The following is a 15,960-nucleotide window of genomic DNA, read 5'->3' as shown; positions in this document are numbered from 1 at the left end:
CGAACGAGAGCCAATGCGGGGTACCCCCGGCGTGGAAGTCCCGCGACGGCACCAGCATCAGCCCGTGCGCCTCCAGGGTGCCGTCCGGGGGCAGCTCAGCGGCGGGGCGCGTCTCGACCCGCGACGTAAACACATCGAAGGCAATTGCCACGTGCGCCGGCGTGTCCGGCTTGTGGGCATCGCGGCGTGCCCACCGCAGCCGTGGCAGGGTGACGCCGCCGGGCCGCGTGACGCTCTGCAACAGCCAGCGATCCTCCTCCGGCACGGCGCCGGCACCGCTGCGCCGGCGCTCCGCGGTGGCGGCGAGAAAGCGCCCGCTCTGGGCGGTGGACCGTCCGCTGCCGGGGAACAGTTCCAGCTCGAAGCTGTGCAGATCTTCGCTGTCGTCGCCGTCCGCGGCGTCGGTCGCCAGGTTCTGAGCGCGGCCCAGCGCGCGGGCCACCGGCCGCGCATCACCCGCACGCAGCGCATGCACCCGGATGCGTCGATAGAGGGGATGCAGTTGCAGGTAGCGCCCCAGCTCGCCGGCCAACGCATCGGCGGCGCCTTCGCCCACCGACGGCGCCGTTGCCTCGTCACCGCCCAGCAGCCGGCCAAGCAGCGCCAGCGTCGCCTTGGGCTCAGGGTCATCGGCGGTCACCATGGCCACCGCGTGCAGGCCGAGGGTGTCGCCGAAGACGAAGGTCTGCTCCGGCGTCAGGCCGGGCAGAAAGGCCGGATAGTGGGCGCCGTTCACCGGCCGCAGCACCTCCGCGAGACGCCTGGCGTTCAGCTTGCCGGCGTTGTCTCCCCGATACCGATGGTAGGCAACCATCAAATCGAAGCCCTGCTGCCAGGCCACCCGCAACGGATGGGTGGGCAGCACGATCAGCCCGAGGCAGGCGCCGGACAGGGACTGCACCTCCAGGGTCTGGATCAGGGTCGCGGCTGGGTCTGCCTGCTCCCAGAGCTTGCCGGCAGCGCTCACATAGCGATCGACGGGCTTGACCTCGTCCACCAGATACAGCACGCCGAGCGGCCCCTGGGTCGGGCTCAGCCAGGCCGCGAAGTCAGCCGACGCCCGCGCGAGCTGCCCGGAAGCATCGACGCCGGCCAGCGGGACGAACTCCGGCGTGCCGACGGGCTTGCCGTCCTCGCGCACGCGCAGCCGCCAGCGCCCGACCGCCCCCTCGCGCTCGATCCAGTCGTTGCAGAGATTACGGAACAGGGGCGGCGAGAAGACCTTCGCCACGCGATCCTTGTGCTTGCAGAGGACGAAGCCCTTCTTGTCGGTCTCGAACAGGCTCGGGTCCTGCGGGTTCTTGCCCAGATGCTTGAAGCTCTCCCAGTCGTCCGCGACCTGCGCCGCGGCGAGCGCCAAGCTCGGCGCCGTCCTGCCCGCGCTGCTGGTGGTCGGCCCTGCGGCAGGCTCGCCGAAGCAGAGCACGAAGACCTCGCTCTCCGCCGGCTCACAGTCGTCGCCGAGGGCCGCGACGCGCACCTGGGCCTGAAACCGGGCGTCCTCGTCCAGCTCGTCGAAGTCGTCCTGGCTGAAGATCACCTTCTGTTCGCGGCGACCCTTGTGATCCAGGGTCCGCTCCGCGAGGACATCCCCGCCCGCATGGACGGTGACCTGGTAGCTCGCCGCACCAGCCGGCAGCATCTCCGGCTGCACCGTCCAGCGTACATCCAGCTTGGCCGATCCGGCCCCGTCGGCGTCGGGTAACGGCAGGCGCAGCTCCAGATCGCCCTCGGTGGTCGTTGACAGTCCGGACCAGGCGTAGGGCTTGCCGTTTCGCTGGCGCCAGGAGCGGATGTCGATGCCCTGCAGGCGGCGCTGATCGAAGATGCCCGGCCGCAATCGATTCAGCCAGAGCTCAGGCTCTGCGCCGATGGCTCCGAGCGCATCCAGGCGCGGCGCGCCCTCCATGCGGCGCAGGGTCTGCACCAACAGCTCCGCCCGTTCCTGCTGGTCATCGTCGAGACTTAAGCCCTCGACCCGTTGCTCGGGCGGTGTACGGGAACCGTGAACCGGCAGCAATCGCTCCACCAGCAGCGCGCTGTGCTCGAGGTCGGCATCATCCGGGCTGCCCTCGACGGCGACGGGCCACAACCCGATGCTCCACAAGGCGCCGCCGAGCGCGGCATCGTCGTCCCAGGCGCGGCATAGGTAGTCCAGCGCGGACCACGGCGCCAGCGGACGCCGGCGCTTCTGCCAACCGGCCTTCTGCAGCGCCTTCAGCGCAAAGCCCTTGCGTCCATGTGGCAGCCGCTGGCGGGCAAGCTCGACGGCTTGCCGAAACAGCTCTGACTCGCCGATCTCCCGCGCCGCGCTGTAGATGCCGTCCATGCCCGGTCCGGCGCCCTGAGGGTCCACGAGCAGCAGCGCCGGATCGGCCTTGTCCTCCCGCCACTCCACCGCCTGTCCGGCGGTGATGCGCCGGCCCTGCGGGTCGTGGTCGCTGGTGACCGCCGCGATCTGCCAGCCGTCCAGGTGAAATCCGGCGTCGGCGGCCAATGCGTGCACCACCCGCTCCGGCAGGCAGCGCACGAAGGCCATGGTCCCCGGCTGCGCCGGTCCCAGGAGCCCGCGAAAGGTCGCGCGCAGCACATCGCGAACACCCTCAGTCAACATGCGCGACGCCTCCTTGGTACCGGGGGCGCAACTGCTTCATGGATTCGGCGTCGTTAACGCCGATCAGCAGTCCCAGGTCCCGCAGTCGCCGTTCCAGCCAGGCCTTGTTCTGCCGCAGCAGGTCGCTCGGGATGGCCTGCCCCGGCGGCTCGCGGTCCACATACAGCCCATACTCTTCGCGCAGCAGGGCGAGAAATTGCTGAAACGACAGCGCCCGCGGCGCTGTTGCATCGGGAGACTCATAAAGGTGCCGGTGGACCAGGAAATCGAGTACTGCCGAAGACAGGACGACCGAGCGGACGTCGATCGAGCGGCGTCGGCCGTCGATGGTTCTGCTGACTCGGCGACGTACGGCGAGGCCGTTCGGCTTGTCCGTCATTAGCATGCTTTCCATGCTTCTCAAAAACTGGGTCATCTGCAGCTTTCGGCCCATCAACTCGCAAATGGACTCCGCCATGTCCCACGGCGATCCCTGCCGCAAGCGCTTAGCAATCTCTGGGTCCTCTTCGTCAATCTCTTCGGCGAGCCGGCGCGCTTCTTCGAACACCTTATCAAGAATTGCCTCGGAACGGGCGTGCTGCTCCTTGTAAACCTTGCCGAGCAGGTCTAGAAAGTCACGCGGATCAGGTACGATTGGCGGCACCTGATCGGCCAGACGCCGATCAGTCCGAACTCGGTCGTCCAGAAGTCGCAGCAGCATCATAATGATCGGAACCCGCTCGAATCGCCGTAGACATTCGCTCAGCGATGCCTCGGAGAATTCTCGCAGCGTAGGGTCTTGCCCTTGCGACGCATCGACGAAGAGCGGCCAAGCGACCTGAGTATCATTTACTGCCAAATGCCCCGTCTTTTCCCAATCAATAAGTATGCCAGCCGTGGAGAGAGTCAAGTTGAGGATACTCAAGCCAATTCCCGCTTCAAGCATTTGCAGGAAGGCTTGGCGGGGAACGACCGGTCCAAGCTTTCGGATTAACACGGCAAGATCCTCGCGGGTCTGGGCAGATGCCCGACTTGCGAGAGGGATACGATTTACAATGCCGCTGTCGCCACGCGCTTTGTCAGGGGCGTGACCACACGCTCGGGCGACGCGCACCGCCAACAACTCGTCGATACCAATGTCAATCGCCGTCGATTCGGAGAAATAGTCAGATGCGTAGTCGGCTGCGTGGGCGCCACGTATCTCGCAATGACGACTGAACAACGCAAGTAGGGGGCTTCTTGAGTGGTCATCGACACCCGCCGGAAACTCGTCGTCCGCGTTGGGCTGCAGCCACTCTTCGCCCGATTGGGCGGCAAGGATAGCAGTTAGCAATTCCGGGATTGCGCGCAAATTACCTACCTTATCCGGCAGATCGACCCAACTGGATAAGTAGTGAGTCGGCAGCACGCGCTGAACCTGCCGATCTTGGCCTTCTTCGTGCTTCTTGTTCTCCAGGCACCAGGAGAGCAGAAGATCACCCAGCATGATTTGGCCGACTTCATCATCGAAGCCTTCAAGACCAGCCTCATCGTTGGCAGCAAGCACGCGGGCGATGCTGGCAATGGTCGGCGGGCCTTTTCCCTCAATTTGGCTTTCGCCGAAGGTCTCTGCAAACCGCCCCTTGCCGCGCCGATGCCCGAACCGCGCCATGTAGAGCATTGCGGGGAGCACAGCGCCGACTTCAAAGTCCTGAGGCGTAAAAGGCAGCGCGGGATAGTAGTTCGCGGTCCAGAGCGCTCGCGTACGAGCGGGCCCCAGGACATCCTCGACGATCTTCTTGGCTGGACGCGTTGACATGGTCGCTGTGGGTAGTCTGTCGTGATCGGAAGGCGGCGGGCGGACAGAGGACTGGATGCGTGCGCCGTCGGGTGTTGAGGCTTTTGGCCGACCCCGACGCCGCTTCTGCGCCTTGCTCCCGTAAGCCGCCTCTGCCGCGGCCAGATGACCCGCGAGTGCAATGAACGGGCGGCTCGCGACGGACTCGATGACGCCCTCGCGACAGAGCCGCGCCGTCATCCAGTGCAGGCGGTTGATGTAGACCTCGCGCAGCTTGCCGCCGACGGTGCGCTCCAGCTCCGTCAGGTCCGCCGGCCAGCCGTAATCCGCCTTGAAGCTCGCGACGACCGCATCGTAGGCGGCGGCCTTGTCGACGAACCGGCCCTCCGCCGCGGCGAGCTGCTCGCAGATGTGGCGCATGCCGAAGGCTTTGAATTCGCGGACGATTGGGGGGTCTTGATTCGCCATGCGTTCCTTGTCCGACCGTGCGCTCGGTTCCCCGATGGTGCTTCCGCGGCAATCCTGAACGGTCAGCCTGTCGGCTCTGCCGGTGCGAATGGATTGACGATGCGCAGACGATCGTCGATCTGCAGGCCGTGCTGCATATCCTCGCTGTAGAACACGGAGCAACCGGCCTCGCGGGCAGCCGCCAGGACAAGGCTGTCCCAGAAGCTGAGGGCGAATCGGCTGCGCAGATCGCTGGCCCGTCGGTGGCAACCCAGGCCCGTATCCTGCACCCGATGGCTGGCGTAGAAGTCCTCGACGATCTCGATCAGGTCGGGCTCCCGCATGCCGGCCTTCTTCAGCAGGTTGACGCTGACCTCCGCGATGACCTGCGTACTGACGGTGCACCTGCCCAGGCCGGCGATGAGCTGCTTTGCACAATCGTGCTTGGCCTCTTCGCCCGGTTCGAGGACGAGCGCATAGAGCCAGACATTGGTATCGACGAAGACATCACCGCGCATGGGCCTCGTCCCGAGACAGGGGCGCGAAACCGGGTACCAGCAGCGGGTTCTGCATCAGGCGGGCGATGGGGCCGGTTTGTGCCTTTTCCGCGGCAGCGGACACCTTGGCCTGTTCGGCACGTTCGAACAGGATGACCACACGCACCTGCTGGCCGTCTGCCACCTGTGCATCCGCAGGAAGGCTGACGCTGCCGTGGCTCACGTGGGTTTCGAACTCGATGGCTTGCATGGTCTCGCCTCGTGTCAACGCGACTTGCTCATCACAGCATCCTGCGCTCACAGCGGCTCCCGCAGCAACACCTGCCGGCCGTCGCGGGCCTCCACACGCACCCGATAGAGCCGGTCCTCGTCGCTGGGATGCCAGGCATGCAGCAGACGCGCATCCTCGCTGGCCAGGCGCTGGGTGAAAATCTCCAGGTTGGCGAAGATGCCCTCCTCGCCGACGCCGGAGAGCTGCATCCCCGCCCTGAGCTCCAGCAGCAGGTGGAACAGCTCCAGACCCAGGATCAGGGTCTCTGCATCGCCCGTCGCGTAGCGGTAGGTCAGGTGCAGATGGGTGTGCAGCCGCTCCAGGCCGTCGGCGGCGGCCGGCAGCGCCGGGCTCAGGCTGAACCGGTCCCAGGGCTTCACCACCCAGAAGGCGCTTTCCGTCGGCGTGCGGGGCGTGATACGCAGCGGGACGCCATGGTCGACCTGCGCGGGCGCGAAGGCCTTGGGCGGCAGGTCTTCGAGCCGGGCGATGCCGAGGCAGAGGTCGCGCAGCAAGGCGTCCAGCTCGCCGGCTGACATGGCGGGCACGGCGCGGAAGCGTGCGATGTGCTGCCCGTGCATCAGCCGCACCCGGCCGTTGGCACCGTCGCCGAGCAGCCAGGCACGCCGGCGCGCATCGGCGAGCCGATGGCCGCCGGCGTCCGATGCGACGGTCCGCAGCAGGCCCCGGTCGATGATGGGATCGGACTCCAGCGCCGGGTCGAATCGGGCCATCTCGGCCAGCAATTCGCCCTGGCGCCGCTCGGAGGCGGCATCGAACAGGCGATGCCAGAGCGGTTCCGGGCGCGCGTCCGGCGCCGCATGCAGGTCCTCGCAGTGGTCGATGCCGAACAGGCAGTAGGACAAGGCGGCGCGCAGCTCGCGGGCGGTGATGTGAATCTCGCCGCGCTGGTGGCAGGCCTGAAGCAGGTCGGTGAGCCGCGCGCGCAGGCGTGCGCCTTGCTCGGGGTCGCGCAGCAGCCGCACCGACGCGAAGGCGGTGCAACGGTCTTGGGCCGTGCAGGCAGCACAAGGCCGCCAGGGATCAGTATCGCCGCCGAGTAGGCGGTCGATGAGTGCGTTGAGGAAATCCGCCCGCGGTTCCGGTGCATCTTTGACGAGCCCGCCGACCAGGGAGCGGCGGTTCAGGTCGATGAGCCGGAAGCGGGGCTCGGCCGGCGGCTTGTCGAACAGCAGCAGGTCCCGCAACGCCGCCGTGAGCCAGGTGTCCTGCGGCTGGGTCTCGACCCATTCCAGCAGCTTGCCGTTGTTGACGGCGACCACGTGCACCCGGTCGGTGGGGAAATCGCGCCGGTGGAAGGGCGCGAACAGGTCGTCCAGCAGCTCGTTCGCGTCCCGCCCCTGCCAGGCGGCGGCGCCGTCGAGATTCACCATGAGCCGGCGGCCATTGCCCAAATCGGTCTCCCAGACGCGTCGGGACGACTGGATGTCTTCAACGCCCAGCTTGCGCACCAGGTGCTGCAGGAACGCCGTTTTGCCGTCGCCGGCGTTGCCGAACAGGATGACCAGGTTCACCCGCCCGGCCCGGAGGTCCTCCAGCAGGATGCTGTCGAGCGGGGTCTCGACATAGGTTTGCAGCGCGAAGTCGGAGTCCAGGCCGCGGGTCTCGGCATTGCCGCGACGGGCGCCGGGGTAGGTGCTCAGCACCTCCTGCAGCCAGGGCACGACGTTGTCGCTCAGCGTGATGCGCTCGGCGTCATCGGCGGGCGCGGCGGCGTCCGGCGCCTGCGTCAGCTCGCTCAGGAACGCACGCGCCTCTGCACCGTCGCGGAAGCGTGCCGTCGGGTCCGGATGCGTCGCACGGTCCAGGAAGGGGCGCAGTTGCGCCAAGCCGTCGATGCCGTCCCAACACAGTCCAAGGTCTTTGCGCCGCTCGGCGCCGTGCAGGAAGGGCTCGCGGTCCGTCAACACGTGGAACAGCGTGGCGGCAAGGGCGTAGAGGTCGTCCGCGGGCTCAATGCGCACGCGCTCCTGCACCGCGGGGCTCGCATAGACGGCGGTGCTGCGGCTCGGCGTGTCGCCGCTGCGGAGCACGGTGTCGTAGTCGGTGAGGGTGGTGCTGCCGCCCTGCACGATGACGTTGCGCGGGCTGACATCGCCGTGCACCAGCCCAGCGCGGTGCAGTTGGCCCAGGGCGTCGCAAAGCTCCTTGAGCCAATGCAGCGCGAGGGCTTCCGCCGAGTCTTCACCGATGTCCTCGGCATGGATGGGGAGCACACCGGTCAGGTCGGACAGCGGGATGCCCTCGACCCACTTGAGTAAAGCCACGAAGCGGTCCGCCTGCCACTCCGCGGCGATCTCATGGATCACCGAGAGATTCGGATGGTCCGTCTGGGCGCGGGCGAGCCTGTAGGCCCGGATGACGGCCCTGGCGTCGTCCTCGTGGTTGATGAGCTTGGCGACATAGGTGCCGAAGCGCTCCTCGGAATCCGTGTCCAGCTCCACGACCTTGAAGGTCTGCCCGACACCACCGCCGCCGAGACGGCCGATGACCTTGAACTGGGACTGCTGGAAGGGGACCACGGTGTCTTCATCCCAGAACTCGGCGGCGGGGAGCGAGTTGGTGACCGTGGGCTCGGCGGCGTCCATGCTACCGACTGCGGCGAGGGCCTTGGCGATGTCGGCGAGCGGCACGCGCTGCTCCGGCGCGGCGGCACAGCCGGCGGCCAAGGCGGCGTCGGCCGCACGGGAGACGGCATCCTCGCCGTCGAACAGGACGCGCAGGGAGGCGCACAGGCTGAAGACATCCGAGCGAGGGTCAGCGACGGCGAGACCGCCCTGGCGGACCTCCGGCGCGTAATACTCGGCAAGCTCGCCGAAATCCGTGGCGGCCGGCGCCAAGGTGACGGCATCGCCGAGCCGGCTCAGGTTCAGCTCCGTGAACAGCGGCTGGTTGTTGTGCCGCACCCGCAGGCTGCGCGGCGTGATCTGCCGATGCAGGGTCGGGGCGGCGTCGCTGCCCGGCTCCGGCTGGTGCAGCTCGGCGAGCGCGTCGATGGCCGCCCGGGCAAAATCCAGCCTTGCGCCCGGTGTCCACTGAGGGTCATCACGGCGATCCTGCAAGGCCGGCGCGGCCGGGTCCACCAGTGAGAAGAAATGCAGCTCGCCGGGGTAGCCTTCCGCCTCCTGGAAAGAATCCAGCAGTGTCGGCATGAAGCGCGCCTTCTGCCAGCGCTGGATGGTGTCGAGCTCGCGACGGGCCAGTTCCAGGGCATTGTCCGCATCACTGGCGGAGAGGTCGTAGAGATGCAGGATGACCCTGTCACGCCGGGTCGGATGCTGACCGCGGTAGATGCGGTGGAAGGCGTCGGCGCGGTCCGACAGGCGCTCCAGGTTGATCAGCCCGGCAAAGGCGCGCAGGTCGCCGCGCAGCGCAACCTTGGTGCGCGGCTCCAGCAGCTGCGCGGCCAGCTCGATCTGGTCCGCGCTCAGGCGCACAGGACCATCCACATCCAGCAGCGTCTTCCATTCCGGGAGACCAAACACCCCCACACCACGCGGGCGCGGGCGGCGCTCGTCACCGAAACGGACGTTGCTCCTGGTCAGCAGCAGCCTGCCGGAGACGAAGCCCGGGTCGAGCCGGGGCCGCAAGGCACCGGCAACGCGCTTGGCCTTGCCGTCGATGCGGTCCGCCTCGGCGTCCACGACGGCACCGTGCCGCTTCAGGTATCCGGCATCCCAGTGCTTGACTTCGACGGCACAGACTCCGGGCGGCCCGATGGCGACGATGTCGATCTCGTCCGCGCGACGGGCGGTGTGCTGGGCGTGGCTCAGGTTCGACAGCAGCACCCAGGGCCCGCGCGCGGCCTGGAGCTTGGCCTTCAGCTGCTCGACCGCCCGGCGCTCGCTCTCGTTGACGAAGTCTCCACAGGGGATATGGCGCACCATCATGTTCGATCCCTTGGTCTGGATGGCCCCAGACAGAGCACGTTTCGGGCACGATAGCGAAACTGACGGTCGGCGTCGATCCCGGACGAGCGGTATGTTCGGGGCCGCAAGGTGCTCCCGAGGCCGTTGCAGTTGGCGCTTCGGGCGAGTGGGAGCGAGGGCTTCGCTGTTGAATGGTCGGCGCTGCGGATCGGCCGCGGCATGGTTGGACTGATGATCAAAGCTGCGCGCGCGTGAAGCGCTGATTGCCGAATTGCGTTGCCGCTGACCCGCCTGATCCAACCGACCCGCCCAATCCAGACCTGGACCGCGGTCTGCGACTCTGTCGCCAGTGTCCGCCCCGGGCGGCAGCGCCGCCGAACCGGGATGCCGAGGCAGGGCCTCGGCAAGAGAGCAGCAGCACCGCCAGGAGCCCTGCCGCCGCCGGTGCCGCTGCTGGCCGCCGCATCCGCGCGCAATCGGGTTGCCCTGTACACGTAGCGACGCTAGGCTCGCCTCCCATGGACGAGATCGCCACCCCCCACGACGCCTTCTTCCGCGAGAGCTTCGGCCGGCGCGAGGTCGCCGTGGATTTCCTGCGCTGCCAGCTCCCGCCCGGGCTGCTCGCCGAGATCGACCTGGCCAGCCTCGACATCGCCAAGGACACCTACGTCGCCGCCGATCTGCGCTCGGCCTACTCCGACCTTGTCTACCGGGTGCGCCACCGCGACGGCCCGCTGTCCATCTATCTGCTGTTCGAGCACAAGAGCAGCCCCGAGCACTGGACGCTCCTGCAGCTGCTGCGTTATGTCGTGGCCGAGGGCGACGCCTTCCGCAAGCAGCACCCCGAGGCCGACCATCTGCCGCCCGTCTACCCACTGGTCATCTACCACGGCAGGGGACCCTGGCGGGTGCCGCGCAGCTTCCACCAGCTCGTCAACCCACTGCCGGCGGCCCTGGCGCCCTTCGTCCCGCAGCTCACCTACGCCCTGATGGACCTGTCCGAGCGCACCGACGCGGAGATCAAGGGCGAGGTCCTCACCCGCCTGGTGCAACTGGCCCTGCGCTGGATCTTCAGCGACCAGCCGCTCGAGCGCCTGCGCGAGCTCCTGACGCTGATCGAGCAGGTGCAGGACCGCAACACGGCGGTGGCGATCCTGGAATCCCTGCTGCGCTACTATGTTCAGGGCACGCAACGGGTCGAGGAGCAAGAGATCCGCGCCCTGTTGCGGGAGACATTCACCGGAGAGCCGATCATGCAGACCTTCATCGACCGCTACATCGAGCAGGGCCGGCAACAGGGCCGCCAGGAGGGCCGCCAAGAGGGCCGCCAAGAGGGCCGCCAAGAGGGTGAAGCCGCGGTGCTGCTGTCCCTGATCGAGGACAAGTTCGGCCCGCCGAGCGAGTCCACGCGGCAGCGCATCGCGGCGGCGGACGCGGAGACGCTGCTGCGCTGGTCCAGGCGCATCCTGACCGCCGACGACCTGGACACCGTGCTGCATTGAGCCGCCCGCGCCTGCGCGAGCGCCCATCGCCGGACGCAGGACCCGCCCTCGCCGCGACCTGGCCACTTCCCGGCGGCGCAGACGTCACGGAGGACCCACCCAATGGACAAGACCCAGCCGCCCCCCACCACCCCCTTCGTCGGCCGCACAGAGGAGCTGGCCCTGCTGCAACAGACCTGGGACGAGGTCGCTGCCGGCGAGCCCCGATTCCTGGTCTGGACCGCCGACACCGGCCTCGGCAAGACCCGGCTGGTGCAGGCCTTCTACGAATGGCTCAGCACGGAGCGCCACGCCCGCGACCCGCACGGCTACTGGCCGGACGCCTTGAGCATCAGCGGGCGCACGCTGGCCGTGAACCCGGCGTTCCCGGCCAGCGACGGCCCGCGGCCGGACATCCCCTGGCTTTGGTGGGGCCTGCGCTTCACCGACAGCAAGTATGAGCGCGGCATCGCCGCATCCACCTGCGGCCTGTCCAACGCCCGCGAGCACCTGGAGCCGCACCTGGAGCCGGTGATCCGCGCCCGCTACGGCCGCGAGCTGGCGGCCAGCCTGGCCAAGGCCAACGCCGGCATCTGGGGCGGCCTGCTCACCGGGGGCTTGAGCGGTGCGCTCTTCGACGGCCTCGGCATCTTCGAGCTGAACCGCAAGCGCCGACGCCTGGACGCCCCACTGCCCGGCATCGCCACCCAGCAGGCCGAGCACTGGCGCGACACGGTGGAGGAGATGCTCGCCCTGTTCCGCGCCGCCCTCGGCAGCGGCATCCCGCTCGCCGGCGCCGCCGGGCAGACCGGCAAACGCCCCATCCCCTGCGCGCTGATCCTGGACGACGCCCAGTGGGCGGACGTGGACACGCTTCGCTTCATCGAGCCCCTGTTCGTCGACGCCCTGCGCCAACCGCTGGCCATGGCGAGCTACCAGGGCAGCCGCTTCCTGGACGACCTGCTGCTGGAGACCGCCCGCCGCCTGGACGAGCCCTGTAGCGAGCAGGACCTGGCCCGAGCCCGCGACCCCCACGCCATCGTCGAGCGCGTGATCCCGCCGGCCCTGCCCCCGGCAGCGAGTTCGTCCAGCGCGCCTGGTACGAGGTCGCGGCCGAAGAGCTGGCGGCGCAGCACGAGAACCTTGATGAGGCCGACGCCTTCCGCGCAGCCCTGCGTGCAATCCTCTCCGACTGGCGCACCAAGGGCCGCATGGCCACACTTGACCCCCGCGACCGCATCCTCGCGCTGACCCTGCTCGCCCGAGAGCTGAAACGCGCCCTGGACGGCGCCGGAGACACCCGCGACCCCGCCACCCTGCCCCTGCTCGGCGCGACCCTCGGCGACCTGGTGCAAGCGCACCGCGCCGCCGGCGAGCCGCGCCAGGCCGCCAACGCCGCCGGAGAGCTGGCCCGGCGCATGCCGGCCGGCGGCTGGCGAACGGAGCAGGTGGACCTCGATGCCCAATGGGATGCGGCGTTCGCGGCCGCCGAGCACAGCGCTCATGCCAACGCCCGGGCGCTCAACGACTCCGTCATCGCCGGCTTCGAGGCGGCGGGCTATGCCAACGGTACCCCGGAGCAGCGCAACCTGCTCGCAAGCGGCTACACAAACCACGGCAATGCCCATCGGGGCCGCCGCGATCTCGCTGCCGCCATCGACGACTCCGCGGTCGCCATCGAACACATGGAGGCCCTGCGCTCTGCCCTCGGCGAGCAGTGGCCGCCGCAGATGCGAAACGACGCAGGCGACGCGGTTGCCCAACGCCGATCAAGCCGCCGTGGATCTCGACAAGCTGCGCGGCTATTGCCTGAATCCAGCCCACCCACGCGGGCGCCACAAGGCACGCGTGTTCGCGGCGGCGCTTGGCAGATCGGTCCCATCAGGGCCCGGGAGGCGGCCTGGCTGTGCACCGCGTGCTTGAGGGCCGCTCGGGAGCAACCCGCGGTGGCGGGGCTGGCGGACGCGCACGGTCGGCGCTATCACGTAGGCTTGGAGGTTATCGGGCCGAGGGGTACTGCACCGGTTCGAACCACCTGGATCATTCGTACCGGCGAGACGGCGCCGCGGCTGACGAGCTGTTTCGTCCTCTGATCAACATTCTCGAACTGAGCGGCCATGCACACAGCCATCTCACCCCATGCCGTCGTCGCCCTGACCCCGGACCTGCCCGAGCACGGTCTGCTGGCTGGACAGGTGGGCACGGTGATGGACACCCTCGGCGAGGACACCTTCGAGGTGGAATTCAGCGACGATGAGGGCCGCGCTTACGCCATGGCGGCGGTCCCCGCCGAGCGGCTGCTGCAGCTGCGGTATACGCCGACGGCGGTTGCGGACTGATCCGCAGTTGCGACCGAGGGCGCATGATGCGCACGGCGCGCTCGCACGCGGCACCAAGCGGAAGACGATTCTTCGCGTCCCTTGCGCAGGGATAAGCTGAGAGGGTTCGATCCGTCTTCGAGTGATCGCCGGCAATCGAGCCGGCGTCCACTGCGGGTGCGCGCGCCGGTCCTGTAAGGCGGGTGCCGCGGGGGCCACGACGCAGAACAAGTACAGCTCGCCTCGCTGGCTTCCCCTTCCTGGAAAGAATGCCGGAGCGTCGGCATGAAGCGCGCCTTTTGCCAGCGGAAAGCCCGCCGTGCTGCCCACGGTTCGATTACGATATACGTGCCGTTCGTCGGCGTTGCCCCCCCGACGAAGGGACTCTGCGACGCGGTGCCGGAGCGCCGTGCCGCCGGCGGCCTAAGCCCGGTCGGCACAGGCAGCGAGCGGATTCCGACACGGCGGGCGAGCATCACTCCGCATCACGCGCCCCACAGGAGGACGAAAGAGCCATGAGCGACACCCTGCAACGCATCAAGGCACGCAAAGAGGCCGCCGTTGCCACCAGGCAGACGGCGGCGGAGCGGCGGGCCGAGTCGGTTCGGCGGCGGGCGCAGGCGGCGGCGCCGCTGTTCGCGGCGCTGAAGGACGTGGAAGGCGAGCTGGTGAAGGTGACGGTGCTGCGGCAGATCTGGCCGGAGGACTTCCATGCCCGCGACGATCAAGCGCGGGTGCTGGTGGAGGCCTTCACCGGCGATCCGGCGCAGCCCTGCGGCGTGCGTCTGCATGTGCCGGGCGGGCACAAACGCTTCGAGGTGGAGGAGCTGGACGACGGCACCCTGAGCTACGTCGTGGCGCGGGAGACGCTCGGCGGGCGACCACACGTGGCGTCGTACACGCATCAGGAGCAGTGGCTGGACGCCTTCTACGAGGCAATGGCCTCGCTGCTGGAGATCTGATGCCTGCTGTATCGCGAATGACGCGGCTTGGCGAGTCTCGGCGGGTGCGAAGCACTCGGCGCTTTGGCACCACGAGCCATGCGGGGGCGGGAGTGAGAGCGATTGGCGCGACGGCAGCTCCAGCGGGTAGGCTGCTTCCTGGCTGTTCAGTATACCGTCCCCGAATCTTGTCCCCGAAGCTCGGCTGTGCCGTCGCTGTATCCGGTGCGTCCACTCTTCGAAGCCCGCTGCAGCACGCGACCCTGCCAGGCTGCACCGCTCCCGTTATCCGGGCGGAAGACGGACCAGCTCGAACCACCTGCCGTGCCTCCCGCGCATTGGACGTCGCCGCTTCCAGCTCCTCGCGGGTGCGCTTCAGCTCCGGGTCGTCGAGGGCGTCACTTTTGCCCATAGCGGCGAATGCGACCGATGCGCTGCTCCGGCCGCTCGCCGCCGGGGAAGAAGGCCTGGACCTGGCCGTCGGCGAGCAAGCGGACGACCACGCCCTCGCCGAGCTGCGGATGCTCGACTCGCTGGCCGGGTGTCAGCGACAGCGAAGCCGTGTCAGCGGACCTGAGTCGAGTGCGCATCTGTCCTCCTCCCGCCGATGCATGACCAGGGTCCGCCCGCACCAGCCGTGGTTGAAGCGGGTGCGCGCCAGAAGGTCCGCCTCCGGCAGTCCCTCCTGCTGGTGGTGCTCCAGCAGCGCTTGCAGGTCCCGCACGTCGTGCAGCACCTGCCGGCGGAGCTTGGCCCAGGAGATGCGCTTGGGCACCTCGTGGTGTTTGCGGCAGACGTGGATGATGTCGTATTCGCTCTTGCGGGAGCCGAGCTCGCCCTCGCGAGAGGCAGCTCGCGGAGACCCCAACGACGCCCGCCCGATGGACGCCGCCGTGGCCATGCTGGACGCACGTCGCGAACGGGAGCGCGGTTGCACCCTGTAGGCTGGGCATCCCACTGAGCCGGAAGCCGCGGCAAGGCGGCTTTGCTATTGGCGCTTACGCTGTCCTTACCGCTGATCCGATAAGCACAGCTAGCTGTCTGTAAAACCTGCGTCTTTGTGGCTGCCGTCGCAAAAGGGCTTGTTCTTCGAGGCGCCGCAGCGACACAGGAACGCCTTCTCCCCCTGCCAGGCGACGCGACCGCTCGCGGCGCGGATGTTGAGGTTGCCCTCCACCATCAGCGGCCCGTTCGGGATGCGCTTGACCTTCACCGGGCCGCCCTGGCTGCTGACTCCCGGGCCGGTCTCGCCGACGGCGCCGAAGTCCTGGAAGCCGGCACCGAGGTGGCTGTTGTCGCAGAAGGGCTTGTTGGCGGACGCCCCGCACCGGCACAGCGCCGCCCGGAAGCGGGTGCCCGCCATGTCGTCCGCGGCGTCGTCGATCTGAAGCTCGCCGGTCAGGTACAGGGGGCCGTTGTAGACGACGCTCAGGGTGTTCTCCGCCGGCGCCTGCTCGGGCTCGCCGGACTTGTCCGTGTAGCTCAGCGCGCCGCTCGGGCAGCGCTCGCAGACCTCGCGCACCTCCTGCCGGCTCACCTCGTCCGGCACGCACCAGGGCTTGCGGTCGCCGACGAAGAGGCTGTTGGCGGCGCTGCCGCACTCGCCGATGTGGATGCACAGGCGCTCGTCCCAGTGGACGTCGATCTCGGTGCCCGGAAAGTCGTAAACCGGCTTGTCACTCATGCTGCTCTCCCAGGATGTGGCGGGTTGGCTTGAAGGGCGGGGGCCGGGATGGCGCAGGCGC

At 68.5% G+C, this 15,960-nt stretch carries 13 protein-coding genes; 6 read left to right on the top strand and 7 right to left on the bottom strand.

Annotated features, from left to right (window positions below; all coding sequences use genetic code 11):
- The 5 genes from QZ607_RS20785 to QZ607_RS20765 form a co-directional block, all read right to left on the bottom strand.
- The coding region (locus tag QZ607_RS20785; RefSeq protein ID WP_295886646.1) for a hypothetical protein at window positions 1–2,614 on the bottom strand (2,614 nt) is incomplete at its 3' end.
- Window positions 2,604–4,838, bottom strand: a complete 2,235-nt coding sequence (locus QZ607_RS20780; RefSeq protein WP_295886644.1) for a hypothetical protein — start codon at window positions 4,836–4,838, stop codon at window positions 2,604–2,606. The genes QZ607_RS20785 and QZ607_RS20780, both read right to left, overlap by 11 nt.
- 62 nt (window positions 4,839–4,900) lie before the next feature.
- Window positions 4,901–5,335, bottom strand: a complete 435-nt coding sequence (locus tag QZ607_RS20775; protein ID WP_295886640.1) for a PIN domain-containing protein — start codon at window positions 5,333–5,335, stop codon at window positions 4,901–4,903.
- Complete coding sequence (locus QZ607_RS20770) at window positions 5,325–5,564, bottom strand: hypothetical protein (RefSeq protein WP_295886635.1); 240 nt, start codon at window positions 5,562–5,564, stop codon at window positions 5,325–5,327. Before QZ607_RS20770 ends, QZ607_RS20775 begins: the two co-directional genes overlap by 11 nt.
- Before the next feature lie 47 nt (window positions 5,565–5,611).
- Window positions 5,612–9,493 carry an NERD domain-containing protein kinase family protein gene (locus QZ607_RS20765; protein ID WP_295886632.1) on the bottom strand — a complete coding sequence of 1,294 codons (3,882 nt, stop codon included), beginning with the start codon at window positions 9,491–9,493 and terminating at the stop codon, window positions 5,612–5,614.
- Between the two features lie 500 nt (window positions 9,494–9,993).
- Between QZ607_RS20765 and QZ607_RS20760 the strand changes: the two genes are divergently transcribed.
- From QZ607_RS20760 to QZ607_RS20740, 6 genes are all read left to right on the top strand, one after another.
- Window positions 9,994–10,977, top strand: a complete 984-nt coding sequence (locus tag QZ607_RS20760; protein WP_295886629.1) for an Rpn family recombination-promoting nuclease/putative transposase — start codon at window positions 9,994–9,996, stop codon at window positions 10,975–10,977.
- A gap of 102 nt (window positions 10,978–11,079) precedes the next feature.
- Window positions 11,080–12,207 carry an AAA family ATPase gene (locus QZ607_RS20755; RefSeq protein ID WP_295886627.1) on the top strand — a complete coding sequence of 376 codons (1,128 nt, stop codon included), beginning with the start codon at window positions 11,080–11,082 and terminating at the stop codon, window positions 12,205–12,207.
- Between the two features lie 207 nt (window positions 12,208–12,414).
- Window positions 12,415–12,879, top strand: a complete 465-nt coding sequence (locus tag QZ607_RS25980; protein ID WP_367268233.1) for a DUF6883 domain-containing protein — start codon at window positions 12,415–12,417, stop codon at window positions 12,877–12,879.
- Entirely contained in the window at window positions 12,762–13,049 is a 288-nt protein-coding gene (locus QZ607_RS25975; RefSeq protein ID WP_367268232.1) for a DUF6883 domain-containing protein, read from the top strand. Before QZ607_RS25980 ends, QZ607_RS25975 begins: the two co-directional genes overlap by 118 nt.
- A gap of 24 nt (window positions 13,050–13,073) precedes the next feature.
- Window positions 13,074–13,295 (top strand): DUF4926 domain-containing protein, encoded by a 222-nt coding sequence (locus QZ607_RS20745; RefSeq protein ID WP_295886621.1) that lies wholly within the window; start codon window positions 13,074–13,076, stop codon window positions 13,293–13,295.
- 494 nt (window positions 13,296–13,789) lie between these two features.
- Window positions 13,790–14,236, top strand: a complete 447-nt coding sequence (locus QZ607_RS20740) for a hypothetical protein (protein WP_295886617.1) — start codon at window positions 13,790–13,792, stop codon at window positions 14,234–14,236.
- Window positions 14,237–14,759: 523 nt separating this feature from the next.
- Here the strand turns inward: QZ607_RS20740 and QZ607_RS20735 are convergent.
- Together QZ607_RS20735 and QZ607_RS20730 are read right to left on the bottom strand one after the other, a co-directional pair.
- Entirely contained in the window at window positions 14,760–15,116 is a 357-nt protein-coding gene (locus tag QZ607_RS20735; RefSeq protein ID WP_295886615.1) for a hypothetical protein, read from the bottom strand.
- A gap of 132 nt (window positions 15,117–15,248) precedes the next feature.
- Window positions 15,249–15,899: a CDGSH iron-sulfur domain-containing protein gene (locus QZ607_RS20730; RefSeq protein WP_295886612.1), complete on the bottom strand. Its 651-nt coding sequence runs from the start codon at window positions 15,897–15,899 to the stop codon at window positions 15,249–15,251.
- Window positions 15,900–15,960 lie beyond the last annotated feature (61 nt).

This window comes from uncultured Thiohalocapsa sp., assembly GCF_913063425.1.
Classification (GTDB): domain Bacteria; phylum Pseudomonadota; class Gammaproteobacteria; order Chromatiales; family Chromatiaceae; genus Thiohalocapsa.
This window is presented reverse-complemented; position numbering and strand designations above follow the sequence as displayed.